Here is a 24,208-nt window from a genome sequence, read left to right on the forward strand (position 1 = left end):
AGACCAGCATGGCAATCCGCGTCGCGATCAACGGATTTGGCCGCATTGGCCGCAACGTGTTGCGGGCGATTGCGGAATCTGGCCGCAAGGATATCGAAGTGGTCGGGATCAACGATCTCGGCCCGGTCGAGACCAACGCCCACCTGCTGCGCTTCGACTCCGTGCATGGCCGCTTCCCCGGCACGGTGACCGTCGACGGCGACTCGCTCAGCCTCGGCAATGGCAAGATCAAGGTTTCCGCCGAGCGCGATCCGTCGAAGCTGCCGTGGAAGGCGCTGGGCGTCGACATCGCGCTGGAATGCACCGGCATTTTCACCGCCAAGGACAAGGCCTCCGCGCACCTGACCGCCGGCGCCAAGCGCGTGCTGGTCTCGGCGCCCGCCGACAATGCCGACGCGACCATCGTGTTCGGCGTCAATCATGACACCCTGACCAAGGATCATCTGGTCGTCTCCAACGGCTCCTGCACCACCAACTGCCTGGCGCCGGTCGCCAAGGTCTTGAACGACACCGTCGGCATCGAGACGGGATTCATGACCACGATCCACGCCTACACCGGCGACCAGCCGACGCTCGATACTCTGCACAAGGACCTCTATCGCGGCCGCGCCGCGGCGATGTCGATGATCCCGACCTCGACCGGCGCGGCGAAAGCGATTGGCCTCGTGCTCCCCGAGCTGAAGGGCAAGCTTGACGGCGTCGCGATCCGCGTGCCGACCCCGAACGTCTCGGTGGTCGACCTCAAGATCGTGGCCAAGCGCGCCACCGATGCCAAGGAAATCAACGCGGCGATGAAGCGCGCGTCCGAGCAGCAGCTCAAGGGCATCCTCGGCTACACTACTGCTCCGAACGTCTCGATCGACTTCAACCACGATCCCCACTCGTCCACGTTCCACGAGGACCAGACCAAGGTGCAGAACGGCACGCTGGTGCGCGTGATGTCCTGGTACGACAACGAATGGGGTTTCTCCAACCGCATGGCCGACACGGCCGTTGCGATGGGGAAGCTGCTGTAAGATTCTAGATGTCGTCATGCCCGGCCTTGTGCCGGGCATTCTTGTTCCGTCATTCCGGGGTGGTCCGAAGGACCAGACCCGGAATCTCGAGATTCCGGGTTCGATGCTTCGCATCGCCCCGAAATGACCGCCGAGAGTCCGAGCCCGCCCATGACAAAATCATTCCGCACCCTCGATGACGTCGACGTGAAGGGCAAGCGCGTGCTGCTGCGCGTCGACCTCAACGTGCCCATGGAGAACGGCCGCGTCACCGACGCGACAAGGCTCGAGCGCGTCGCGCCGACCATCACCGAAATTTCCGACAAGGGCGGCAAGGTCATCCTGCTCGCCCATTTCGGCCGCCCGAAGGGGCGCGATGCCAAGGATTCGCTCAAGCCCGTCGCGACGGCGCTGGGCGAGGTCATCAGGAAGCCGGTTGCGTTTGCCGACGACTGCATCGGCGAGGCCGCAGCCAAGGCCATCGCCGCCATGAAGGACGGCGACATCCTCTGCCTGGAGAACACCCGCTTCCACAAAGAGGAAGAGAAGAACGATCCGGCGTTCGTCGCCGAACTCGCCAAGCTCGGTGACATCTGGGTCAACGACGCATTCTCGGCCGCGCACCGTGCGCACGCTTCCACCGAAGGCCTCGGCCACAAGCTGCCGGCCTATGCCGGCCGCACCATGCAGGCCGAGCTCGACGCGCTCGGCAAGGCGCTGGAAGCGCCGACCAAGCCGGTCATCGCGGTCATCGGCGGTGCCAAGGTCTCGACCAAGATCGATCTGCTCGAAAACCTCGTGACCAAAGTCGATGCACTGGTGATCGGCGGCGGCATGGCCAACACCTTCCTGCACGCGCAGGGCGTCAGCGTCGGCAAGTCGCTGGCGGAGAAAGATCTCGCGGCAACCGCGCTGCGCATAATGGAAAAGGCCGAGGCCGCGAACTGCGCCATCATCCTCCCCGTTGATGCCGTGGTCGCCTATCACTTCGCGGCCAACTCGCCCTCGCATGCCTATGGCCTCGACGCCATTCCGGCCGACGGCATGATCCTCGATGTCGGCCCGCAATCGACCGCGCGCATTCACGCCGCGATCGATGACGCCAAGACATTGGTCTGGAACGGCCCGCTCGGCGCGTTCGAAATGACGCCGTTCGACCGTGGCACCATGGTAGCGGCGAAGCACGCCGCAGAGCGGACCAAGGCCAAGAAATTGATTTCGGTCGCCGGCGGCGGCGACACCGTCGCGGCGCTGAACCAGGCCGGTGTGGCCGACGATTTTTCCTATGTTTCGACGGCCGGCGGCGCGTTTCTCGAATGGATGGAAGGGAAACCGTTGCCCGGCGTGGAAGTGCTGAAACAGCGTTAAATCCAGACTTGATGGGGCGCCACAGGCGCGGCAAATACAGGAGAATTTGAATGGCTCGCATTACCTTGCGTCAACTGCTCGATCACGCGGCAGAGCACGATTACGGTGTGCCGGCGTTCAACATCAACAACATGGAGCAGGCGCTGGCCATCATGGAGGCCGCCTCCTCGCTCGATGCGCCCGTCATCATCCAGGCTTCGCGCGGCGCGCGCTCCTACGCCAATGACGTGATGCTCAAGCACATGATGGACGCCGTCACCGAAATCTATCCGCAGATTCCAGTCTGCGTGCATCTCGACCACGGCAACGAGCCCGCGACCTGCATGACCGCAATCCAGGCCGGCTTCACTTCTGTCATGATGGACGGTTCACTGAAAGCCGACGGCAAGACTCCCGGCGACTGGGACTACAATGTCGGCGTGACCAAGACCGTCACCGACATGGCCCATCTCGGCGGCATCTCGGTGGAAGGCGAACTCGGCGTGCTCGGCTCGCTCGAAACCGGCATGGGCGACAAGGAAGACGGCCACGGCGCCGAAGGCAAGCTGTCGCACGACCAGCTCCTGACCAATCCCGACGAAGCCGTGAAGTTCGTGAAAGAGACCAAGGTCGACGCGCTGGCGATTGCGATGGGCACCTCGCACGGCGCCTACAAGTTCACCCGCAAGCCGGATGGCGACATCCTCGCCATGAACGTGATCGAGGAGATCCATCGCAAACTGCCGAACACGCATCTGGTGATGCACGGCTCGTCCTCGGTGCCGCAGGATCTGCAGGAGATCATCAACGCCAATGGCGGCAAGATGAAGCCGACCTGGGGCGTGCCGGTGTCCGAAATCCAGCGCGGCATCAAGAACGGCGTGCGCAAGATCAACATCGACACCGACAACCGGATGGCGATGACCGGGCAGATCCGCAAGGTGCTGAAGGACAATCCGGAAGAGTTCGATCCGCGCAAATATCTGAAGCCCGCGATGGAAGCCATGGCCAAGCTGTGCAAGCAGCGGCTGCAGGAGTTCAATACCGCGGGGCAGGCCAGCAAGATCAAGAAGGTGCTGACGACGGCCGAAATGGCCAAGCGCTACACCAAGGGTGAGCTCGACCCCAAGATCGCCTGAAAAGGTCGCCTGACGAGGTCGCCTGAAGCGGCACCCGCGCGCCCAGCAAACACCCAAGGTGCGACGAACGTTTTCTAGGCAATTGCCCGAGAACCGCCTATTTTGGCCAGCAAGGGCATGATGTTTCCGGAGAACGTTCCCATGAATCTTGCTGACCTCAACAAGGTTGCCCTCGCCATGGTCACCCCAGGCAAGGGCATTCTCGCCGCCGACGAATCCTCAGGGACGATCAAGAAGCGTTTCGACGCCATCAAGGTCGAATCGACAGAGGAGAACCGCCGCGACTATCGCGAGATGCTGTTCCGCTCCACCGAGGCGATGAGCAAGTATGTCTCGGGTGTGATCCTCTACGACGAGACCATCTGGCAGAATGCCAAGGACGGCACGCCGCTGGTTAAGCTGATCGAGCAGTCCGGCGCGATCCCCGGCATCAAAGTTGACGAAGGGACGCAGGCGCTGCCGCAGTGCCCGGGCGAACTGGTCACCGTCGGTCTCGACAAGCTCGCCGAGCGCCTGAAGAAATATTACGAGCGCGGCGCGCGCTTTGCCAAATGGCGCGCGGTGATCGATATCGGCAGCGGCATTCCGACGATGACCGCGATCAGCGTCAACGCGCATGCGCTGGCGCGCTACGCCGCGCTGTGCCAGGCGGCGCAGATCGTTCCGATCGTCGAGCCGGAAGTGCTGATGGACGGCGATCACGATATCGATCGTTGCTATGACGTGACCCAGCGCGTGCTGAACAAAACGTTCCAGGAATTGCGGGTTCAGCGCGTCGAGCTCGAAGGCATGGTGCTGAAGCCCAACATGGCCATCTCAGGCAAGAAGTGCGCGAAGCAAGCTCCCGTCGATGAAGTCGCGGAGAAGACCGTTCGCCTGTTGAAGAGCTGCGTTCCCGCCGCCGTGCCGGGCATCGCCTTCCTTTCCGGTGGACAATCCGACGAGGAAGCGACCGCGCATCTGGATGCCATGAACCGGATCGGCGGCCTGCCGTGGCGGCTGACCTTCTCGTATGGCCGCGCGCTGCAGGCGGCGCCGCAAAAGGCGTGGTCCGGCAAGGCCGAGAACGTCGCCGCAGGCCAGCGCGCGTTCACGCACCGTGCGCGAATGAATGCGCTGGCGAGCAAGGGCGAGTGGGAAACCGGCCTGGAAAAGAAGGTCGCCTAGACTTGGCTACCAAACCTCTTCCGCCGCGCCCGGCGCCGCGCCTCTATCTCGCGACGCCTGAAGTGGACGATCCGTCTGAGCTCGCAAGTCAGCTCACCGAGCTGCTGGCCGTGGCTGACGTCGCGGCGGTGCTGCTGCGACTGAAGCAGACCGATCAAAAGACCATGACTTCCCGCGTGAAAACGCTGGCGCCGGCAATCCAGAATGCCGGCGCAGCGCTCCTGCTCGACGGCCATGTCGAACTGGTGGCGCGCGCCGGCGCCGACGGCGCGCATCTGAACGGACTTGCCACGCTGGAAGATGCCTGGCCAACCCTGAAGCCGGATCGCATTGCCGGCGTCGGCGGCCTTGCCACGCGGCACGATTCGATGGCCGCGGGCGAAGCGGGCGCCGATTACGTGCTGTTCGGCGAGCCCGATGCCAGGGGCCAGCGACCCTCGACGGAAGCAATTGCCGAGCGCCTGCAATGGTGGGACGAATTGTTCGAACCGCCCTGCGTCGGCTTTGCCACCTCGCGCGAGGAGGCTTTCGAATTTGCAGCAGCCGGGGCGGACTTCGTGCTCGCCGGCGATTTCATCTGGGCCGACCCGCGCGGCGCCAAGGCTGCGCTGATCGATGCCGCGCAGGCGATCGCGGAAGGATACGAAGCAACGTTCGGAAAGGCCAAACCCGGCGCCGATCAGGCCGGGCACGGATAACACCGGATATGAAACTGCTGCGTCCCATATTGCTGCTTGCCTGCCTCTCGATAACGATGGCCGGCGCCTCCGCGCAGGTCTCGCTGACGCCGCCTGCGGCGCAGCCACCGGCCGCAAGCCCGCCGGCGGCAAAAAAGGAAGCGCCGCCCAAGCCAAAGGCGCCGCCGGCCGCGAAGCAGCCTACGGCGTCGCCGAAGCCGGCGGCAGCACCCAAACCGGCGGCCACGCCGACGCCCTTCCCTTCACCGACGGCCGCCTTCGAGGATCCGAACGCCGACCTCGTCTATGGCGCCTATCAGCGCGGCCTCTACAAGACCGCGTTCGATCTCGCGACGACGCGCGCGCAATACAACGGTGACCCGAAGGCGATGACGATGCTGGGCGAGCTCTATGCCAACGGGCTCGGCGTCAAGCGCGATTATGCCAAGGCCGCCGATTGGTACCAGCGTGCGGCAGATGCCGGCGACCGGGAGGCCATGTTCGCGCTCGCCATGATGCGGCTGTCCGGCCGCGGCGGTAACACCAATCGCGATCAGGCGGTGAAGCTCTTGGCTTCCTCCGCCAAGCTCGGCAACGCGAAGGCGGCCTACAATCTGGCGCTGCTCTATCTCGACGGCAACACGCTGCCGCAGGACGTGCGGCGCGCCGCCGAACTGCTGCGCGGCGCCGCCGACGCAGGCAACCCGGAGGCGCAATACGCGCTCGCGACCTTCTACAAGGAAGGCACCGGCGTGCCGAAGGACCTCGACAAGGCGGTGCGGCTGCTGCAGGCGGCTGCGCTCGCCGACAATGTCGACGCCGAGGTCGAATACGCGATTGCACTCTATAACGGCACCGGCACGCCCAGGAACCAGCCCGCGGCGGTCGCGCTGCTGCGCAAGGCGGCGCGACAGAACTCGCCGATCGCACAAAACCGCCTCGCGCGCGTGCTGATCAGCGGACAGGGGGCGCCGATGGACAAGATCGAAGGCCTGAAGTGGCACCTTGTCGCCAAGACCGCCGGCAAGGGCGACCCCGAGCTGGACGAGCGGCTCTCGGAGCTCAGCCCCGAGGATCGCGCCAAGGTTCAGGAGGCGGCGAAGAAATGGACCGGCACCACCGGCAAATGACGCCTTGACGGCGGCACGTCTGCAGGGCACCCAGTCCCTAACCCCTGACGGCATTGGGCCGTTCCCTCACACCACAAGCCCGCATCATGCTCTATTCAGCCGTTATCAACGTCATGGTGAAAGCCGCGCGCCGCGCCGGCCGCAGCCTCAAGCGCGATCTCGGTGAGATCGAGCATCTGCAGGTGTCACTGAAGGGGCCGGCGAACTTCGTCAGCAAGGCCGACAAGCGCGCCGAGGAAATGCTGTACGAGGACCTCGCCAAGGCGCGGCCGGGCTATGGCTTCATCGGCGAGGAAGGCGGCACGCGCGAGGGCGCCGACAAGACCCACACCTGGATCGTCGACCCGCTCGACGGCACCACCAACTTCCTGCACGGCATCCCGCAATTCGCGATCTCGATCGGCTTGCGGCGCGAAGACACCATCATCGCCGGCGTGATCTACAACCCCGCCAATGACGAGCTCTACATCGCCGAGCGCGGCAAGGGCGCGTTCCTCAACGACCAGCGCCTGCGCGTCGCCGGCCGCCGCCAGCTCGACGAATGCGTCGTCGCCTGCGGCCTGCCGCATATCGGCCGCGGCGACCATGGACTGGCGCTGAAGGAAATGGCCGCGCTGCAAAACAAGGTCGCCGGCTTCCGCCGCTTCGGCGCCGCCTCCCTCGACCTCGCCTTCGTCGCCGCCGGTCGCCTTGACGGCTACTGGGAACGTAACCTGCAGCCCTGGGACATCGCAGCCGGGCAGATCATGGTGCGGGAAGCCGGCGGGACGATCTCGGGCATCGAGGGCAACGACGATCCGCTGAAGACCGGGCACGTGATCTGCGGCAACGAGTTCGTGCACGGGGAACTGGTGAAAATACTGAAGCCGCTGGAGAAGTAGGGCGACGTTTCCAAGCGACGCGCCGTCGCATCATCCGCGATCGGGGTGATGCAGCCTTCCGGAGGCGGCGGAAGGACACGGAGGAGCCTTAGCGCTCCCAGCCAAAATGCTCCCAGCCAAAATATTGAAAACAACCCCATGCACAGTAGCCGGCACTCGTCGATTGCCGAAGTAGACATTTGACACGTCGGGCAAATCAGCGAGATAAGTCCATCATTCACCGAACGAAGCGATGCTAACAAATCGTGCGGGGACCATAGGTCGCTGGCGGCTCGCGCGATGGCGCGCCTGAATGCAGGACCCAAACGATGCCATCGAGCACGCGGCGGTCATCTACTCGCCGAACGCCGCGCGGCTTGTTCGGCAGCATCGGCTTAATGGCGGTCCACTCATGTTCGCTGAATTTCGTAGCGCATGATTCGAGGCTCCGGTTTCGAAGCTTGAATGACGTCCAGGGTAGCGCCATCAATCCGCACCGGCCTCTAGCGAAGCCGCTAATGCTCTGAATTACTTCCGCTTTGGGGGCATAGCCGAAAATAGCCGGACTTGCCGCTGGGTCGCTCGCGTAGCGATTGACCCGAAGCGGACTTTGTCATTGCCCGGAGTTTTCGTTGACGCGTTTTCAATAGCGCTCCGAGAAAGCTGTTTAGCTCGTTAAGGTTGAGGCAATCGATTTATGCGATGGTCCGCCTACGACGTTTTAAGATGGTAATGGTTGGCACTAAGGATAATGTCTGGTGTACTTAACTGCCTTTCTGATCGTGGCGGTCTTGAGTGCAGTGGTATCGCTTCGTCGATCCATGAATCTATCACGGAACTTTGAGCTGCTTGGCCCGGCCCAGCGGCGCGCAGTTCGGCGGCGTGCGATTTGGCCGGCAGGCTGCGGGCTAATTTGCGGGCTGTTGGGGTGGATCGTACTTCATTTTGTTCAAGACAAACTTGTTATCTACGTGACAATCAATCTCACGGGGCTTAGTGCCGCTTTCTTCGGTGGCTGGTTTCTTGGCGTCATTTGGATGGATTGGGATTGAAGCGCTGCGCTCAACGCAATGCAAAAAAAGTGCATCGGACTATGGCCGCCCACAAGCTACCGTGACTTCGGCATCGTCCTGTTGATGTCCGCTTCTGGCACTTTTGAGACATGCCCGGCTGTATCCCAAGAATGTCCGTTCACCGGGGTAGACCGGAAGTCGCCGTGGTCCGGCCAAACCGACGCTAATGACCCTGGCTGTGTAAAAACTCAAAAATCGAAACGCGACGAAGAATGATATTCTTCAGTTCGATCTCCGAGTTGAATCCGCTTGCGCGTTGAGCGACTAAAACGGTTTTGGACGAATAACTTCTTCTATCGCGATTGAGCGTCTTCGCGTTTTCACACAGCCAAGACCCAAACCGGACATGGCGGGCGCACCTGTAAGCTTAAGTACTATAAACTCAGCGAACCCAGATAGGTATCTGCCAAGGCCAATTGCAAAAGCAACGGAAATACGCACATGCAAGACCTTACCGGACGGACAGCCTTCATCACCGGAGCAGCATCAGGCATCGGGTTAGGGATCGCCACGGCGCTGTCGCAGGCGGGAGTGAAGGTCATGTTATGCGACATCGAGGAAGAGGCGTTAGCAACGGCGGTAGCGAAATTGAAACTTACCAACGCCGACGTTGACGGCGTGAGAGCGGATGTATCGCTTAAAGCAGACCTCCACGCCGCAGCGGATGCCACCGTGTCGCGCTACGGAAAAGTCCATATTCTGGTCAACAATGCGGGGGTCGCCGGCGGCCGGGGTTATGGTCATTGGACAGATGCGGGTTGGAATTGGGTTCTCGACGTCAATCTGATGTCGGTGATTTGGGGCATCGAGATATTCGGTCCGCTGATCGAGGCGCACGGCGAAGGAGGGCAAGTTGTTTCCACGGCGTCCGTCTTCGGGCTGATCGCTGGAGGAAGTCCGCAGTATGATGTGACCAAATATGGAGTGGTGGCTCTGTCCGAAGGACTGCGGCCGGTGCTCGCGCCGCGGAAAATCGGGGTATCCGTCCTGTGTCCGGGCGTTGTCCGCACTCATATCTTTAATTTTCGTCGCAACGTGCCGCAGCGGATCGTCGAGAAGATCGGCAGTCCGCCGACGGAAGGACCGATCGCCGATATTATCAAGGCACTCCAGGAGCGGATCAACAAATTTGGCATCGATCCGCTCTATGTCGGCGAACTGGTTCGCGAGGCAATCGAAAATGACTGGCCCTACATCTTCACCGACACCGAGCACGAAGCCACGATCGACAGGCGCTTCGCCGCGATCAAGCAGGGCTTCGACCGCATCCGCGGAAGGACGCCGAGGCGTTAGCTATCGCATCTGCTCACGGCCGATGTCTGCTGTTGGCACATAGCGTCGTTTCGCTGCTATGCAGCGCCACGTCGGCTATCGGGGGCATGGCGGACTCTGGCGCGGCGTCAGCCCGGCAACTTTATGGGTTCATGGACTGGATGCATCGGCCACCGCCTGCGCCAAGGCTTCTCGACGGCCCGAGGCCGCAAGTCCCGGCGAAGCGCTGCGTCGCAGGGTCACGGAGCATGACAGCGTCTATGACTTCACCGGCGCCGGCGGTCCATACGGCTCGGCCACGGCCCCCTCCTCCACCTTCTCCCGATCCCCCGCGAGCACGCGCTGCACGCTGACGAAGAACACCGGCACCATCAATAGCGCCAGGATCACCACCGCGATCATGCCGCCCATGACGCTGGTGCCGAGCGCCTGCTGGCTGGCGCCGCCGGCGCCGGTGGCGATCGCCATCGGCAAGACGCCGCAGACGAAGGCGAGGCCGGTCATCAGGATCGGGCGGAAGCGTAGCGAACAGGCTTCGATTGTCGCCTCGATCAACGGCTTGCCCTGCGCGCGCAGATCCTTGGCGAATTCGATAATGAGGATGGCGTCCTTGGCCGCGAGGCCAATGATGGTGATCAGGCCGACGGTGAAATAGACGTCGTTCGGCAGGCCGCGCATCGTGGCTGCAATCACCGCGCCGCAGATGCCGAGCGGCACCGTCAGCAGCACGGCGAGCGGAATGGTCCAGCTTTCGTAAAGGGCGGCGAGCAGCAGGAACACCACCAGCACCGACAGGCCAAGCAGGAACGGCGCCTGCGAGCCCGACAGCTTTTCCTGCAATGATTGCCCAGTCCATTCGAAACCGAAGCCGCGCGGCAGCTTGCCCGCGAGCCGCTCCATCTCCGCGAGGGCGTCGCCGGACGTGAAGCCGGGCTTGGCTTCGCCGGAGATGCGCACGGCGGGATAATAGTTGAAGCCCGCGATCTGGGTCGGCCCCTTCGACCACTGCACGGTGGCGAAGGCTGAGAACGGCACCAACTGGCCGCGGCTGTTCTTGACGTTGTAATTGAGAATGTCGTCGGCGTTCATGCGGCTGGCGCGGTCGGCCTGCACGATGACGCGCTGCATGCGCCCACGGTTCGGGAAGTCGTTGATGTAGTTCGAGCCGAGATTGGTCGAGATGGTCTGGTTGATGTCCTCGAAAGTGACGCCGAACGCGCCGGCCTTTTCGCGGTCAATCATCAGATTGACCTGCGGCGCCGGCGGCAGACCCTCGACATAGACCTTCTGCAGCACCCGGCTGGCATTGGCTTCGGCGATCAGGCGATCGGCGGCGGCGACCAGCGCCGGATAGCCCTTCTGCCCGCGGTCCTGCAGGCGGAACGAGAAGCCCGAGGAATTGCCGAGATTGTCGATCGGCGGCGGCTGCAACGCCGAAATCTTGGCGTCGCGGATCGACAAGAGATCGCGGTTGATGTCGGCGACGATGGCGGCAGCGGAATCCCTTTTGCCCCGTTCCGACCAGTCCTTCAGCGTGATGAAGGCCTGCGCGGTGTTCATGCCCTGGCCGAGGAAACTGAAGCCGGTGAGGAAGGTGACGTCCTCGACGCCAGCGCGCTCGCGCAGGTATTTTTCGACCTGCTCGACCGCCGCCTCGGTGCGGGCATAGGAGGAGTCCGACGGCGTCTGCACGTCGGTGGTGATAAAGCCCTGGTCGTCGACGGGCAGGAAGCCGCCGGGCAGCCGGACGAAGGCCCAGCCGAGCCCGATCAGCAGCACGGCGTAAATCAGCATCAGGCGCCCGGTGCGCTTCAGCGAACCCTTCACGGTACGCGTATAGCCGCCGCGGCTGCTCTCCAGCACGCGGTTGAACCAGCCGAACACGCCCGTGCGCGCATGGCCGTGGCCGGCTTCGACCGGTTTCAAGAGTGTCGCGCACAAAGCCGGCGTCAGCGACAGCGCCATCAGCGCCGAGAAGGCGATCGCCGAAACCATGGTGACCGAGAACTGGCGGTAGATGATGCCGACCGACCCCGGAAAGAACGCCATCGGCACGAACACGGCCATCAGCACCAGCGTGATGCCGATGATGGCGCTCGTGATCTGCGACATCGCCTTGCGGGTGGCCTCCTTCGGCGGCAGGCCCTCCTCCGCCATGATGCGCTCGACGTTCTCGACCACGACGATGGCGTCGTCGACGAGGATGCCGACCGCCAGCACCATGCCGAACATGGTCAGCATGTTGATGGAATAGCCGGCTGCCATTAGCATTGCACAGGTGCCGAGCAGCGCCACCGGCACGACGATGGTCGGGATGATGGTGTAGCGGATGTTCTGCAGGAACAGGAACATCACGATGAAGACCAGCACCACCGCTTCGATCAGCGTCATCAGCACCTTGTTGATCGAGGCCTTGACGACGGGCGTGATGTTGTAGGGGATTTCGTAGCCGATATTGGCCGGAAAGAACTTCGACAGTTCCTTCATCTTGGCTTCGACGGCGCTGGCGGTGGCGAGCGCATTGCCGGTCGGCGACAGCAGCACCGAGAGGCCCGCGGTCGGCTTGCCGTTGAGCCGCGTGTTGAACTGGTAGCTGAGCCCGCCGATCTCGATGCGCGCGACGTCGCGCAGCCGCACCGTCGATCCGTCCGGATTGGCGCGCAGCGTGATCGCGCCGAATTCATCGGGCGACGAAAGCTGGCCCTTGACCAGCACCAGGGCGGAAATCTTCTGTTCCGGCGTGCTCGGCTCGGCGCCGACGCTGCCGGAGGCGACCTGGGCGTTCTGCGCGGTGATCGCCTTGTTGACGTCGTCGGCGGTGAGGCCGTAGCCAACGAGTTTGGCGGGATCGACCCAGATCCGCAGCGAACGTTCGGTGGAATAGAGCGTGGCGCGGCCGACGCCGGGAATGCGCCTGATCTCGCCGAGCACGTTGCGGATCATGAAATCGCCGAGGCCGATTTCGTCGAGCGAACCGTCAGTCGAGTTCAGCGTGATGATCTGCAGCACGGCGGAGGAAGCTTCCTCGACCAGGATGCCCTGCTGGATCACCGCGCGCGGCAGCCGCGCCTCGACGCGCTTGAGACGGTTCTGCACTTCGACCGAGGCGGCGCCGGTCTCCGTGCCGGGCACGAAGTTGGCGATGATTTCGACCTGCCCCAGCGAGTCGGAGGTGGATTCGAAATTGAGAATGCCGGAGGCGCCATTGAGCTCCTCCTCGATCAGGCGGGTGACGCTATTGTAGAGGTTTTCAGGCGACGCGCCGGGATAGCTGGTCGAGATCGAGATCGAGGGCGGCGCGATGATCGGATATTGCGCTACCGCCAGCAGCGGAATCGAGATCGCGCCAACCAGACAGATGAAAAGCGCAACGACCCAGGCGAAGATTGGCCTGTCAATGAAGAAGCTAGGCATCTATCGATCTCAACGCGACGTGTGCGTCGCCAGTGAGCCCGATACCGCACCAACCGAGGCATCCGCATCGATCCACGACTTCGCCTTGACCTTGTCGCCTGGCACGAACTTCTGGAACCCGTCGACGACGACGCGGTCTCCCTCCTTCAGGCCCTCGCTGATCAGCCAGACGCCGTCCTGTGCCGGGCCGGTGCGGACCGCCTGCGTCGCCACGCGGCCGTCATCCTTGACCACGAAGACTTCGCTGCCGCCGCCGGCATCGCGCTGGATCGCCTGTTGCGGCACGGCGATGGCGTCGGAATCGATACCCTGCTCGATCAGCACGCGGACATACATGCCCGGCAGCAATTCGCGATTTGGATTCGGGAACTGTCCGCGCAGCGTGACCTGCCCGGTATAGGCATCCACCTTGGCGTCGGAAAACAGCAGTTTGCCGGCGATCGGATAAACGGTTCCGTCGTCGAGCACGAGGCGGACCTTGGCCACGTCGGGCGCGATGCGGTCGAGATCGCCGCTTTCGAGCGCGCGGCGCAGCTTGTTCATCTCCGAGACTGATTGGGTGAAGTCGGCGTAGATCGGATCGAGTTGCTGGATCGTGGCGAGACTGGTGGTCTCGTTCTGCACCACCAGCGCGCCTTCGCTCACCAGTGCCGCGCCGACGACACCGCTGATCGGCGCGCGGATCGTCGCATAGTCGAGATTGAGCTTGGCACGCGCGACTTCGGCCCGGCGGCTGCCGACCTCGGCCTCCGCCTGACGCTGGGCCGCGACGGCCTTCTCATTCTCGGCCTCGGGCGCAGCGCGCTGGCTCGTCAGCGTGGCAATTCGCTTCGCGTGCTGTGCGGCGAGGTCGAGCGCTGCCACAGCCTTGTCGAGCGCCGCCTCGCTCGCCTGCAATTCGACTTCGAACGGCTTGGGATCGATGCGATAGAGCGGATCGCCGGCCTTGACCTCGGTGCCCTGCTGGAACAGCCGCTCGACGACGATGCCCGAGACGCGCGCACGCACTTCGGAAACGCGGGTCGGCGCGATCCGTCCAGGCAATTCGCGGATGATAGCCCGCGACTGCGGGCGCACGGTAAAGGTTCCCACTTCAGGCTCAGCGACAGGTACCGGGGCCGCGACGGCGGTCGGCTCCTTACAGCCAGCCAATAGCGGCGCCATCGCAGTCAACATCAAAACGATGCATGCCGATTGCGTTCGAAGTCCGGACATTGAAAGCATTGCCCCAGTTCAGGTTGAAAGCGCGAATTGAGTATTCGCGACGTGTAGTGGGAGGTATTGGAACTCACGGTTGATGGAAGATAGGATAAGGACAGCCTATTGCGATGCAATACGCTGACGTGGCGGCCCAATGTCACACAACGCTATCGCGCTGAATTATCGTCGATTTTCCCGGAGTCACTGGATTGTGAGGCAGGCTCCATACAGCATTCGCTTGGACCGATATGGGGAGAACCGGGAACATGTCGTTTGGTTGCAGGCGATTGCACCAGATGCCGAAGCGTGAGCCATGCAGCATGATTCGGTTAATCGCGGCCTAATCGGCCGCGTTCATCCGATAATGGCTGACGCCCCACTCGCTGCCGTCGGCGTAGCCGAACAGGCCCGCTGTGGCGAGCAGGAACCAGCGCCAGCGCCGCATCCATAGCGCGGACTCGCCGCCATAGACCTTGCGAAGCACGCGCTCGAGCTCGTCGCGACGGGAATCGAAGTTTGCCAGCCAATCGTGCGCGGTGCGCTGATAATGCACGCCGCTCCAGCGCCATTCCTTCTCGACCCCGAAGACGTCTGCATATTGCCGGATCAGATGATGGCTCGGCATCACGCCGCCGGTAAAGAAATGCTGCGCGATCCAGTCCTCGCCGTCGGCGCGATCGAACAGATAGGCGCCGGAGCGGTGGGTGAAGATGTGCAGGAAGAAGCGGCCGTCGGGCTTCAGCCATGCGCGCAGCCGGACCATCAATTCGCGCCAGTTCATCATGCACTCGAACATCTCGATCGCGAGGATGCGGTCATACCGCGCTTCCGGCGCAAACAGGTTCACGTTCGAAGTGATGACGCGCAGATTGGACAGGCCGCGCTTTGCGGCTTCGCCCTCGATATATTCGCGCTGCGCATCCGAGTTGGAAACCGCCGTAACCTGGGAATGCGGGAACTGCCGCGCCATCCACAGCGACAGCGCCCCCCAGCTGCAGCCTAGTTCGAGGATCGACTGCCCATCGGCGAGATCGGCATGCTCCACCGTCTGGCGCAACGCCTCTTCCTCGGCTTCCTGTAATGTCGACGCCGCCTCCTTGTAGAAGCAGCAGGAATATTTCCGGTTAGGGCCGAGCACATGGGCGAAGAACGCAGCCGGCACCTCGTAACGCTGGGCGTCGGCCCCGTCGACGTATTCGGTGATCGCACGCGCCGCCATTTCGTCGGCCAGCCAGGCGTCGCTTTCCGCATTTCCGGTGGCGAGCCTGGTGGCGGTGCGTGAGCACAGCCGCTGGATCGCGGCCCGGATAATGGCATCAGGCAGCGGCACCCGCTCGGCGGTAACCATGATGGTGGAGACGAAGCTCATGACCACTCCCTCCGCTTTGGCACGATCCTTTCGAAAACAGGTCTCACTTTTGTGCTGACGCGACCCTCCGGACTGGAATCAGGCTGGCGATGGCCGCGGGAAGAACCGGCCGATTCGCAACTGGCAGTCGCAACGGCGCCATGGCCGGGCAGCGGGCGGGCAGCCGACTCGGCCGGGGTTGCCGGTTCGTTGTTGCCCCCACCCAGGCGCCCGGTGCCGAAAGCAATGCAGCAATCGTCACCAGCGCCTCGAGATATAAGCCCGTCATGAAAAATCCCGGTTGGACATCGAGCAGTTCCAAAATACGCTGATGTCAAAGCCTGGTTTTAGGAAGAGGTTCCGCCATCATCTGCCCGAAATCTCGGCTTCCAGCTTTTTTCTCCGGCCCGCTGTGCCATATTGGCCGCCAGTCCGGCTTTGGTAATGGATGACACCCCGCAAATGCCCTCAGGCCACTCCTCCCGCTCCGAAATGGAGATCGAACTGAGCAAACTGTCCTCGCCCCGGATCTTTTTGGTGCGGATGCTGGTGTTCCTGGTGCTGTGCACGCTGATCACGATCGTGCTCTACAAGCAGATCATCGCGGCGTTCTTTGCCAATCCTGGCCTCAACGCCCTGATCGGCGGGGTGCTCCTGATCGGCATCATCCTGTCGTTCCGGCAGGTCATCCGGCTCTATCCGGAAGTAGCCTGGGTCAACAATTTCCGCATCGCCGACCCCGGCCTCGCGATCGACCGGCGTCCGAAGCTTCTGGCGCCGATGGCGGCGATCCTTGGCGGCGAGCGCTCGGGGCGGATGACGATTTCGCAGCAGACCATGCGGCACCTGCTGGATTCGATCGCGACGCGGCTGGACGAAGCCCGCGACATCTCCCGCTACATGACGGGCTTGCTGGTGTTTCTCGGCCTGCTCGGCACCTTCTGGGGCCTGATCGAAACCGTCGGCTCCGTCGGCAAGGTGATCGAAGGCTTGAAGGTCGGCGGCGATTCCGGCGCCCTGTTCGATACCCTGAAGGACGGGCTGGCGGCGCCGCTCGGCGGCATGGGCATCTCGTTCTCGTCCTCGCTGTTCGGCCTTGCCGGCTCCCTGATCCTCGGCTTTCTCGACCTGCAGTCGAGCCAGGCGCAGAACCGCTTCTATACCGACCTCGAGGACTGGCTCGCCTCCACCGTGCGCGAATATGGCGATGGGTCCGGTATGGGCGGTGAAATACAGCATGCGATGGAGCGCATCCGCGCGGTGGTGGAAGAAAGCGGCGGCAGCCGCAGCACCACGGCGGCGATGGCCAATCTCGCGGAAGCCATTCAGGGTCTGGTCGCGCATATGCGCACCGAGCAGCAGATGATCCGCGAATGGGCCGACGGCCAGGGCGAGCAGAACCGCGAGATCAAGAAGCTGTTGGAGCGGATCGCCAAGCAGCCCGAGAAGAGCTGAAGTGGATGTCCCGGACGCGACGCAGCACACCAGTGATGCGGTAAAGCCGGGACCAACTGCGAGTAGGTCCCGGCGCTGCGGCGCGGTGTTTCACGCCGCACCGCGTCCGGGACACGATATCGGAGACAATAAATGGCCCTCGCCCGTGCCCGCCGCAATGAATCCGGTTTCAACTACTGGCCGGGATTCGTCGACGCGCTGTCGACGCTGGTGCTGTCGATCGTGTTCCTGCTGTCGGTGTTCCTGGTGGTGCAGTTCTTCCTGTCGCAGGAAGTCACCGGCAAGGACAAGGCGCTGGAGCAGCTCAACGCCAAGATCGCGCAGCTCAACGACCTCTTGTCGCTGGAAAAGCTCGGCAAGATCGCGCTCGATGACCAGGTCTCGCAACTGCGCGCCGGCCTTGCCGCCGCGGAAGGCGAACGCGACCGCGTCAAGGGACTTTACGAGGGGCTGGCCGGCGCCGGCGGCGACGCCCAGGGCCGCGCCAGCGAGCTCAACAAGGCGCTCGAATCCGAAAAAACCGTCTCCTCGCGCGCACTCGCTCAGATCGAGGTGTTGAACCAGCAGATCAGCGCGCTGCGCCGCCAGCTCGCCGCGCTCGAGGAAGCATTGGAAGCCTCCGAGAAGCGCGACAAGGAATCGCAAGGACGGATCGCCGATCTCGGCCAGCGGCTGAACGTCGCGCTGGCGCAGCGCGTGCAGGAATTGTCGCGCTACCGTTCGGAATTCTTCGGCCGCCTGCGCGCCATCCTGGGCAATCGCCCCGACATCCGCATCGTCGGCGACCGTTTTGTCTTTCAGTCGGAAGTATTCTTTGACACCGGTCAGGCATTGCTGCTGCCCGAGGGCCGTGCCGAGCTGGATAAACTTGCGACGGCGCTGATCGATCTGGACAAGCAGATTCCGACTGAAATCGGCTGGGTGCTGCGGGTCGACGGCCACACCGACATGCGGCCGATCAATTCGCCGCTGTTCAAGTCGAACTGGGAATTGTCGTCGGCCCGCGCCATCTCCGTGGTGCAATATCTGGTCTCGCTCGGCGTGCCCGCGCAGCGGTTGGTCGCCGCCGGTTTCGCCGAATTCCAGCCGCTGGATTCGGCCCCCAACGAGGACGCCTACAAGCGCAATCGCCGCATCGAGCTGAAGCTGACGGAACGGTAGTGGCTGCAGATTTCACGCTTCGTCCCTATCGCGTCGAGGACGAAGACACAGCGATCGAATTGTGGCGGTTAACGTGGCAACACGCCTACCCTTCGATCGATTTCACCGCGCGCGTGCCGTGGTGGCGCGAGCGCTGGCGCAATGAACTGGTAGCGAACGCCCAGATCGTCGTCGCCGAACAGGCACAAGCCCTGATCGGTTTTGTGACCATCGACGGACGAGGTTATCTCGATCAGCTCGTAATCAGCCCTGATCGCTGGGGCTCGACGCTTGCGACGGCATTGGTCGATGAAGCCAAGCGGCTGTCGCCCAATGGCGTGACACTGCTGGTCAACAAGGACAACGGTCGGGCCATCCGCTTTTACGAGCGCAACGGCTTTCAACATGCCGGCGAGGACGTGAATCCGACGTCGGGAAGGCCAGTACTGAAAATGGCATGGCGACCGTGACGTCGGTCACGGCCCTGACGGGCTGGATCCTTTAGCCGCTTGGGCGGTTACAGGCTCAAGCCCTGCGGAGGCGATCCGATGACGCTGGCCGAATTTGCCAAGGGTTCTGCGACGTTCCTGGTCGTGATCGTCGCCGGGTTGCTGTCGACCGTCTACGTGGATCGTCAATTCGCGGCTGGCGCCGCGCGTTCCGACGCACCGCCTGCCTCGACTGCCGCCTGCGTCAGCGCGGATGGCGGTTGGAAAAATTGGCCGTGGCCGAACGTACCGGCGCTCTCGCCAAAATGCCGCGAGGACGCCAGGCCACACAGCTAGACGCCGCGAATGAGCACCCCCGCGGTCAACACGACATAGGCGATCGCCAGCACGTCAAACGCGCGCGATGGGGTGATGATGGGTATCGAGACATGGGCGTAGCGCACGAGCAGCGCGCAAACCGCGAGAATGAACGAAATCAGGAAGATAACAACCGAGGGAGGCGTCAGGGCAAAACCACCGCGGCGAAAGGGCATAATCATCTCCTGTTGAATGGACCGGACAAAAGCACAGCGTTGCAACAACAGGACGACGGTTTGAGTTCCCGCCAAATCGGCTACACGCCCTCGAATTGCAGCCGCGCCAATCGCGCGTAAAGTCCGTTTGCTGCAACCAGCTCGGCGTGCGTGCCCTGTTCGACGATCCGGCCCTGGTCCATCACCATGATGCGGTCGCAGGACAAGACGGTCGCGAGGCGATGGGCGATCACGAGCGTGGTGCGATGGCGCATCAGTTCTTCCAGCGCGGTCTGCACCAGCGTTTCGCTTTCGGCATCGAGCGCGGAGGTTGCCTCGTCAAGCAGCAATAGCGGCGCGTCGCGCAGGATGGCGCGGGCGATCGCGATGCGCTGGCGCTGGCCGCCGGACAGCGTCACGCCGCGCTCGCCAAGCTGAGCCTCGAAGCCGCCGGGCAGGCGGCGCAGGAATTCGGTGGCGTGCGCGAGGTCGGCGGCGCGCTCGACTTCGGCATCGCTCGCATCCGGACGGCCGAAGCGGATGTTTTCGCGCGCGCTGGCCGCGAACACGACCGAGTCCTGCGGCACCAGCGCAATCCGAGAGCGCACGTCGACCGGATCGGCCGATTTGACCGGCACGCCATCGAGCGAAATCGTGCCGCGCGCGGGATCGTAGAAGCGCAGCAGCAGGTGAAACAGCGTGCTCTTGCCCGCCCCCGAGGGACCTACGATCGCGACCTTTTCGCCGGCCCTGACCGAAAGCGAGACGTTGTCGATCGCCAGCACGTCCGGCCGGGCCGGATAGGCGAAGCTGACGTTCTCGAATCCGACATCGCCGCGCGCCGGCACCGGCAGCGCGACCGGCTGCGGCGGCGCCGTGATCTGCGATTTGACCCGCAGGATCTCGAACAGCCGCTCGGCGGCGCCGGAGGCGGCCGAGACTTCACCCCAGACTTCGCTGAGTTGGCCGAGGCCGGTAGCGGCAAACGCCGCGTACAGCACGAACTGGCCGAGCCGGCCCGGCGTGATCTGGCCGGTCAGCACGTCATGCGAGCCGACCCAGAGGATCGCGACCACGCTGGAGAACACGATGAAGATGATGATCAGCGTCAGCACCGCGCGCGCGCGCGTCGAGTTGCGCGCCGCCTCATAGGCCTGCTCGACCTCGCCGCCGAAGCGGGTCGTCGCCATCCGCTCGCTGGTATAGGCCTGCACGGTCCTGATCGCGCCGACCAGTTCGGACGCGTAGGCGCTGGCGTCCGCCAGCGTATCCTGGGCGTTGCGCGACAGCCGCCGCACCCAGCGCCCGAAGGCAACCAGCGGAATCACGATCAGCGGGATCGCCAGCAGCACGAAACCCGACAATTTCGGGCTCGTGATCACCATCATGGCGACGGCGCCGATGAACAGCATCATGTTGCGCAGCGCGATCGACACCGACGCGCCGACCGCGGATTTGATCTGGGTGGTATCGGCCGTCAGCCGCGACACGAGTTCGCCCGAGCGCGCGGAATCAAAGAATGCCGGCGACAGCGAGACCAGATGCGCGAACACGTCGCGCCTGATATCGGCGACGATGCGCTCGCCGATTGTCATGACGAGGTAGTAGCGCGACGCGCTTGCCGCAGCCAGCACCGCGACAATGGCGATCATGACGCTGAAATAGCTGTTGATCAGGGCGATGCCTTCGGGGCTGAAGCCGAAATCGATCATGCGTCGAACCGCGATCGGCACCACCAGCGTGGTGATCGCTGCAATCGTCAGCGAGATGAAGGCGAGAGCCGCGCGTCCGCGATAGCGCGCGACGTAAGGCGCCAGCGCCAGCAGCGGACGGAGCTTGGCGCTCGTCTTGGCCGGCGACTGCGTCAGCTGGGCCTCGATGAAGGCCTCTTCCTCGAGCAGGGCGTCGCGCTGTGGGGGCGCGGTTTTGACGTCTTCAAGCTGTTCCGCTGCGCTCATGAAATCCGACCGTTTTGCCCGCCCCCAGATAGGCCCCGCCGTCCCCGCTGGCAAATCCGGGAGATTCCCAATCAGGAAGGATACGTAGCTTGTTTTGGCGGCCGCCTTACGTTATAGAGCCGCCCAAATCCCGTACCTATTGCCAATTGAGACGGGCGCCGGCGCGCCGAAGGATATGCCATGAAAGCCGAAATTCACCCGAATTATCATACGATTACGGTCGTGATGACCGACGGGACCGAGTACCAGACCCGCTCCACCTGGGGCAAGGAAGGCGACAAGCTGAACCTCGATATCGACCCCAAGTCGCACCCGGCCTGGACCGGCGGATCCCAGCAGATCCTCGACCGCGGCGGCCGAGTGTCGCGCTTCCAGAAGAAGTTTTCGGGTTTTCTGAAGAAGGATTGAGGGTTTTCGGACCCCCTCCACTCCCGCCCAGGCATGCAAAAACGCCCCGGTTTCCCGGGGCGTTTTTTGTTTGCTTTTCACCGTCGTCATTCCGGGATGGTCCGAAGGACCAGACCTCAGATGCGCAATTGCGCATCGGGGAATCTCGAGATTCTCAGGTGCGCAATTGCGCACCATAGTTCGATGCTACGCATCGCCCCGGAATGACGGTTGGGATTTTCGAGAACTTACTGCTCGAACGCCGCCTTCAGGCGGTTGAGCTGCGGCACCAGCGGATTGCCGATCGGCGCACGTTCGGCCGATGGCGCGTGGATCGTGGTGTCGAGGCGGCGGACCCGCGCCTGCAGGCTCATCGAGCGTGCAATCAGATCCTGCAATGGCTGCGGCAGCTTTGCGATCATGTCCTCGGGTCCGGGATCGGCGGCCGTGAGCTTGACCTTGGTCTTTTCGCGGTTGGCCTGGGTCAGCGTCATCTCGCCTTCCTTGACCGCGCGATGCAGCAGCAGCCAGGACGCGAGCTGCATCAGGCGGGTGGTGAGGCGCATGCTCTCGGTTGCGTAAGTAAGGCTGACGGAACGTTCGAGCGCCTTGGCGTCGGTGCGGCCCTCGCCGTCGAGATAGGCGGCGGTTTCCTCGACCAGATCCATGCCTTCCCGGAACAGAGTTCCGAAAGCCGCCGAATTTGTCAGCCGCTCGCTGAACAACACGAGCGCGGGTTCGCTTTGCGAACGATCCGCCATGGTTAACGCCCTCACGCCACTATTTGCCCCGCCGGCTGTGAACCCACCGGCTTATGATGAACAAATCATTGCTCGGGCGAGATCGAGAGTCCAGCGACAACCGGATTTATGGTTTCCAGCGTATGGGGGCACAAAATAGCCGCGCTGCGCACAAAAAAGAGCCGCCGTTTCCGGCGGCTTTTGAAGTTGATAACAGGGAGGCGTCAAACAGAGTGGACAGGAGCCACTCGGTGTCCAAACGAGGACAATGCCAGTCATAATCGAGAAAGCTTAATCCTTCGTAAACGAGCGATTTTCTTTAGAGATTATTTGCCATGTCGGCCAATGGCCGAGTTTTTGATTGACCTTCGTGCAGCCCGGATCGAGCGCAGCGAAATCCGGGGCCGGGGCAACCGGATCGAGCGTTCCCGGATTGCGCTGCGCTCCATACGGGTTACACGCTGACGAAGGTCGGCCAGTGGCCTGCCGCAGGATGAGGCTGTGGCGTATGGGTCCCTGCTCCCGTGCGCAATTGCGCACCAGGGACGGCTCGGAACGAGATCGCGTTCTAATCCTACGACTTGAAGAAGTTGTTCGCTGCATCCTTCGACGCGCGCTTCTTGGTGACGGCCTCTTGCAGCCGCGCGATCTCCGAATTCATCAGCGCGATGCGATCGGTCAATTCCTCTACCGATAGCAGCGAAAGATCCTGACCGATCTCGTGGGTGATTTTTTTCCGCGGCTTGTCGTCATCCTCGATCGCCATGCGTTTCTCCTTGCTCAGCGCGGTTCCCCAAGCGGTTGCCAGCCGCAGCCGGGCTGGCTAATCAGGGGCCGCCTTATTCTCAGCCTTTCGCAAGGACAAATCATGGAAAAGCTGCCCGCGCAAATGACCGTCATCGGCATCAGCAAGCCCGGTGGTCCCGAAGTGCTGTTGCCGGAAACCCGCAGCGTTCCGAAGCCTGGCCCGGGTGAGATCCTGGTCAAGGTGATGGCGGCCGGCGTCAACCGGCCGGACGTGGCGCAGCGCTCCGGCGCCTACCCGCCCCCGCCCGGCGCCAGCGACCTGCCCGGCCTCGAGATTGCCGGCGAAGTGGTCGCGCTCGGCGAAGGCGCGACCAAACACAAGCTCGGCGACAAGGTGATGTCGCTGGTGGCAGGCGGCGGCTATGCCCAATATTGCATCGCGCAGGATGCGCAGGCGATGGCGGTGCCCTCCTCGCTCTCGATCGAGGAAGCCGGCGCGATTCCGGAAACGCTGATGACCGTCTGGCACAATGTGTTCGAGCGCGGTGCGCTGAAGCCGGGCGAAACGCTTCTGGTCCACGGCGGCTCGTCCGGCATCGGCACCATGGCGATCCAGCTTGCCAAGGCGTTCGGCTCGAAGGTGATCGTCACCGTCGGCTCGCAGGACAAGATCGACGCCTGCCTCAAGCTCGGCGCCGACCGCGCCATCAATTACAAGACCGAGGACTTCGTCGCCGTGGTCAAGGCAGAGACCAACAATGTCGGCGCCAACTTGATCCTCGACATGGTCGCGGGCGACTATGTCGATCGCAACTATGACGCGGCCGCGGTCGATGGCCGTATCGTGCAAATTGCAACGCTCAACGGCCCCAAGGTTAGCGTCAACATTGCCAAGGTCATGGTGAAGCGGCTGACCCACACTGGCTCCACGCTGCGCCCCCGTACTAATGCGGATAAGGCGGCGATGGTCGCCGCAATTGAGGCCAAGGTCATGCCACTATTGCGCGAAGGACGCGTAAAACCGCTGATGGACAGCTCATTCCCGCTGGAAAAAGCAGCTGATGCGCACCGGCGCATGGAGACCTCCGCACATATTGGCAAAATTGTGTTGGCGGTTTAACGGATCGAGAGCGAAGCGTGGGTGGAAACCCTTTGATTTGCTTCGCTTTCATGTCATTTATCGCGGCTACGCCGACCC

The 24,208-nt window shown here is 63.1% G+C and carries 21 protein-coding genes and 1 pseudogene; 14 read left to right on the plus strand and 8 right to left on the minus strand.

Features of this window, described 5'->3' with window-relative positions:
- Positions 1 to 8: 8 nt before the first annotated feature.
- From gap to ACH79_RS05900, 7 genes are all read left to right on the plus strand, one after another.
- Positions 9 to 1,016: a type I glyceraldehyde-3-phosphate dehydrogenase gene (gap, locus tag ACH79_RS05870; protein WP_065752092.1), complete on the plus strand. Its 1,008-nt coding sequence runs from the start codon at positions 9 to 11 to the stop codon at positions 1,014 to 1,016.
- Positions 1,017 to 1,166: 150 nt separating this feature from the next.
- A complete protein-coding gene (pgk, locus tag ACH79_RS05875) occupies positions 1,167 to 2,363 on the plus strand; it encodes a phosphoglycerate kinase (protein ID WP_161850164.1) in 1,197 nt (398 codons plus the stop codon).
- A gap of 50 nt (positions 2,364 to 2,413) precedes the next feature.
- Positions 2,414 to 3,481 (plus strand): class II fructose-bisphosphate aldolase, encoded by a 1,068-nt coding sequence (gene fba, locus ACH79_RS05880; RefSeq protein WP_161850165.1) that lies wholly within the window; start codon positions 2,414 to 2,416, stop codon positions 3,479 to 3,481.
- A 141-nt stretch (positions 3,482 to 3,622) separates the two neighbouring features.
- A complete protein-coding gene (locus ACH79_RS05885; protein ID WP_161850166.1) occupies positions 3,623 to 4,648 on the plus strand; it encodes a class I fructose-bisphosphate aldolase in 1,026 nt (341 codons plus the stop codon).
- Positions 4,649 to 4,650: 2 nt separating this feature from the next.
- Complete coding sequence (locus ACH79_RS05890; protein WP_161850167.1) at positions 4,651 to 5,346, plus strand: thiamine phosphate synthase; 696 nt, start codon at positions 4,651 to 4,653, stop codon at positions 5,344 to 5,346.
- 8 nt (positions 5,347 to 5,354) lie between these two features.
- Positions 5,355 to 6,455, plus strand: coding sequence for a tetratricopeptide repeat protein (locus ACH79_RS05895; protein ID WP_161850168.1), 1,101 nt, complete (start codon positions 5,355 to 5,357; stop codon positions 6,453 to 6,455).
- 86 nt (positions 6,456 to 6,541) lie between these two features.
- Positions 6,542 to 7,336, plus strand: a complete 795-nt coding sequence (locus ACH79_RS05900) for an inositol monophosphatase family protein (protein WP_161850169.1) — start codon at positions 6,542 to 6,544, stop codon at positions 7,334 to 7,336.
- A gap of 238 nt (positions 7,337 to 7,574) precedes the next feature.
- Here ACH79_RS05900 and ACH79_RS45015 read toward each other — a convergent pair.
- Positions 7,575 to 7,706: pseudogene (locus tag ACH79_RS45015) on the minus strand (transposase); the annotation flags it as partial.
- A 1,123-nt stretch (positions 7,707 to 8,829) separates the two neighbouring features.
- Between ACH79_RS45015 and ACH79_RS05910 the strand changes: the two are divergent.
- Positions 8,830 to 9,681 carry an SDR family NAD(P)-dependent oxidoreductase gene (locus ACH79_RS05910; protein ID WP_161850170.1) on the plus strand — a complete coding sequence of 284 codons (852 nt, stop codon included), beginning with the start codon at positions 8,830 to 8,832 and terminating at the stop codon, positions 9,679 to 9,681.
- Positions 9,682 to 9,918: 237 nt separating this feature from the next.
- On the opposite strand, the gene ACH79_RS05915 is transcribed toward ACH79_RS05910, so the two are convergent.
- From ACH79_RS05915 to ACH79_RS05925, 3 genes are all read right to left on the minus strand, one after another.
- A complete protein-coding gene (locus ACH79_RS05915; RefSeq protein ID WP_161850171.1) occupies positions 9,919 to 13,074 on the minus strand; it encodes a multidrug efflux RND transporter permease subunit in 3,156 nt (1,051 codons plus the stop codon).
- A gap of 9 nt (positions 13,075 to 13,083) precedes the next feature.
- On the minus strand, positions 13,084 to 14,289 hold the full coding sequence (locus ACH79_RS05920) for an efflux RND transporter periplasmic adaptor subunit (RefSeq protein WP_202639177.1): 1,206 nt from the start codon (positions 14,287 to 14,289) through the stop codon (positions 13,084 to 13,086).
- 325 nt (positions 14,290 to 14,614) lie between these two features.
- The gene (locus ACH79_RS05925; protein ID WP_161850172.1) at positions 14,615 to 15,643 is read right to left on the minus strand and encodes a cyclopropane-fatty-acyl-phospholipid synthase family protein; all 1,029 of its coding nucleotides are present in this window, start codon (positions 15,641 to 15,643) and stop codon (positions 14,615 to 14,617) included.
- Between the two features lie 441 nt (positions 15,644 to 16,084).
- On the opposite strand from ACH79_RS05925, the gene ACH79_RS05930 reads away from it, so the two are divergent.
- The 4 genes from ACH79_RS05930 (at position 16,085) to ACH79_RS05945 (ending at position 19,002) form a co-directional block, all read left to right on the plus strand.
- Positions 16,085 to 17,077: a flagellar motor protein MotA gene (locus ACH79_RS05930; protein ID WP_161856234.1), complete on the plus strand. Its 993-nt coding sequence runs from the start codon at positions 16,085 to 16,087 to the stop codon at positions 17,075 to 17,077.
- A gap of 132 nt (positions 17,078 to 17,209) precedes the next feature.
- Positions 17,210 to 18,238, plus strand: a complete 1,029-nt coding sequence (locus ACH79_RS05935) for a peptidoglycan -binding protein (protein ID WP_161850173.1) — start codon at positions 17,210 to 17,212, stop codon at positions 18,236 to 18,238.
- A complete protein-coding gene (locus tag ACH79_RS05940; protein WP_161850174.1) occupies positions 18,238 to 18,687 on the plus strand; it encodes a GNAT family N-acetyltransferase in 450 nt (149 codons plus the stop codon). The genes ACH79_RS05935 and ACH79_RS05940 overlap by 1 nt, the downstream gene beginning before the upstream one ends.
- 78 nt (positions 18,688 to 18,765) lie before the next feature.
- Positions 18,766 to 19,002 (plus strand): hypothetical protein, encoded by a 237-nt coding sequence (locus ACH79_RS05945; protein WP_161850175.1) that lies wholly within the window; start codon positions 18,766 to 18,768, stop codon positions 19,000 to 19,002.
- Here the strand turns inward: ACH79_RS05945 and ACH79_RS05950 are convergent.
- Together ACH79_RS05950 and ACH79_RS05955 are read right to left on the minus strand one after the other, a co-directional pair.
- Positions 18,999 to 19,199 (minus strand): hypothetical protein, encoded by a 201-nt coding sequence (locus ACH79_RS05950; protein WP_161850176.1) that lies wholly within the window; start codon positions 19,197 to 19,199, stop codon positions 18,999 to 19,001. The two genes, ACH79_RS05945 and ACH79_RS05950, sit on opposite strands and share 4 nt — an antisense overlap.
- 80 nt (positions 19,200 to 19,279) lie before the next feature.
- A complete protein-coding gene (locus ACH79_RS05955; RefSeq protein ID WP_161850177.1) occupies positions 19,280 to 21,136 on the minus strand; it encodes an ABC transporter ATP-binding protein/permease in 1,857 nt (618 codons plus the stop codon).
- A 180-nt stretch (positions 21,137 to 21,316) separates the two neighbouring features.
- Here ACH79_RS05955 and rpmE point away from each other — a divergent pair, with 180 nt between their 5' ends.
- Positions 21,317 to 21,544, plus strand: coding sequence for a 50S ribosomal protein L31 (gene rpmE, locus ACH79_RS05960; RefSeq protein ID WP_057833964.1), 228 nt, complete (start codon positions 21,317 to 21,319; stop codon positions 21,542 to 21,544).
- 227 nt (positions 21,545 to 21,771) lie between these two features.
- On the opposite strand, the gene ACH79_RS05965 is transcribed toward rpmE, so the two are convergent.
- Complete coding sequence (locus ACH79_RS05965) at positions 21,772 to 22,284, minus strand: DUF1465 family protein (RefSeq protein ID WP_161850178.1); 513 nt, start codon at positions 22,282 to 22,284, stop codon at positions 21,772 to 21,774.
- A 553-nt stretch (positions 22,285 to 22,837) separates the two neighbouring features.
- Positions 22,838 to 23,029, minus strand: coding sequence for a DUF1192 domain-containing protein (locus tag ACH79_RS05970; RefSeq protein WP_161850179.1), 192 nt, complete (start codon positions 23,027 to 23,029; stop codon positions 22,838 to 22,840).
- Between the two features lie 102 nt (positions 23,030 to 23,131).
- Here ACH79_RS05970 and ACH79_RS05975 point away from each other — a divergent pair, with 102 nt between their 5' ends.
- Positions 23,132 to 24,130: an NAD(P)H-quinone oxidoreductase gene (locus ACH79_RS05975; protein ID WP_161850180.1), complete on the plus strand. Its 999-nt coding sequence runs from the start codon at positions 23,132 to 23,134 to the stop codon at positions 24,128 to 24,130.
- The last annotated feature ends 78 nt before the right edge of the window (positions 24,131 to 24,208 follow it).

Origin of the sequence: Bradyrhizobium sp. CCBAU 051011, from assembly GCF_009930815.1 — a bacterium.
In the GTDB taxonomy this organism is placed as follows: Bacteria; Pseudomonadota; Alphaproteobacteria; order Rhizobiales; family Xanthobacteraceae; genus Bradyrhizobium.

Excerpts from the sequence above, each read along its gene's own strand:
- gap (WP_065752092.1), top strand. The coding sequence starts at position 9 with ATGGCAATCCGCGTCGCGATCAACGGATTTGGCCGCATTGGCCGCAAC.
- pgk (WP_161850164.1), top strand. The coding sequence starts at position 1,167 with ATGACAAAATCATTCCGCACCCTCGATGACGTCGACGTGAAGGGCAAG.
- fba (WP_161850165.1), top strand. The coding sequence starts at position 2,414 with ATGGCTCGCATTACCTTGCGTCAACTGCTCGATCACGCGGCAGAGCAC.
- ACH79_RS05885 (WP_161850166.1), top strand. The coding sequence starts at position 3,623 with ATGAATCTTGCTGACCTCAACAAGGTTGCCCTCGCCATGGTCACCCCA.
- ACH79_RS05895 (WP_161850168.1), top strand. The coding sequence starts at position 5,355 with ATGAAACTGCTGCGTCCCATATTGCTGCTTGCCTGCCTCTCGATAACG.
- ACH79_RS05900 (WP_161850169.1), top strand. The coding sequence starts at position 6,542 with ATGCTCTATTCAGCCGTTATCAACGTCATGGTGAAAGCCGCGCGCCGC.
- ACH79_RS05910 (WP_161850170.1), top strand. The coding sequence starts at position 8,830 with ATGCAAGACCTTACCGGACGGACAGCCTTCATCACCGGAGCAGCATCA.
- ACH79_RS05915 (WP_161850171.1), bottom strand. The coding sequence starts at position 13,074 with ATGCCTAGCTTCTTCATTGACAGGCCAATCTTCGCCTGGGTCGTTGCG.
- ACH79_RS05920 (WP_202639177.1), bottom strand. The coding sequence starts at position 14,289 with ATGTCCGGACTTCGAACGCAATCGGCATGCATCGTTTTGATGTTGACT.
- ACH79_RS05925 (WP_161850172.1), bottom strand. The coding sequence starts at position 15,643 with ATGAGCTTCGTCTCCACCATCATGGTTACCGCCGAGCGGGTGCCGCTG.
- ACH79_RS05930 (WP_161856234.1), top strand. The coding sequence starts at position 16,085 with ATGCCCTCAGGCCACTCCTCCCGCTCCGAAATGGAGATCGAACTGAGC.
- ACH79_RS05935 (WP_161850173.1), top strand. The coding sequence starts at position 17,210 with ATGGCCCTCGCCCGTGCCCGCCGCAATGAATCCGGTTTCAACTACTGG.
- ACH79_RS05945 (WP_161850175.1), top strand. The coding sequence starts at position 18,766 with ATGACGCTGGCCGAATTTGCCAAGGGTTCTGCGACGTTCCTGGTCGTG.
- ACH79_RS05950 (WP_161850176.1), bottom strand. The coding sequence starts at position 19,199 with ATGCCCTTTCGCCGCGGTGGTTTTGCCCTGACGCCTCCCTCGGTTGTT.
- ACH79_RS05955 (WP_161850177.1), bottom strand. The coding sequence starts at position 21,136 with ATGAGCGCAGCGGAACAGCTTGAAGACGTCAAAACCGCGCCCCCACAG.
- rpmE (WP_057833964.1), top strand. The coding sequence starts at position 21,317 with ATGAAAGCCGAAATTCACCCGAATTATCATACGATTACGGTCGTGATG.
- ACH79_RS05965 (WP_161850178.1), bottom strand. The coding sequence starts at position 22,284 with ATGGCGGATCGTTCGCAAAGCGAACCCGCGCTCGTGTTGTTCAGCGAG.
- ACH79_RS05970 (WP_161850179.1), bottom strand. The coding sequence starts at position 23,029 with ATGGCGATCGAGGATGACGACAAGCCGCGGAAAAAAATCACCCACGAG.
- ACH79_RS05975 (WP_161850180.1), top strand. The coding sequence starts at position 23,132 with ATGGAAAAGCTGCCCGCGCAAATGACCGTCATCGGCATCAGCAAGCCC.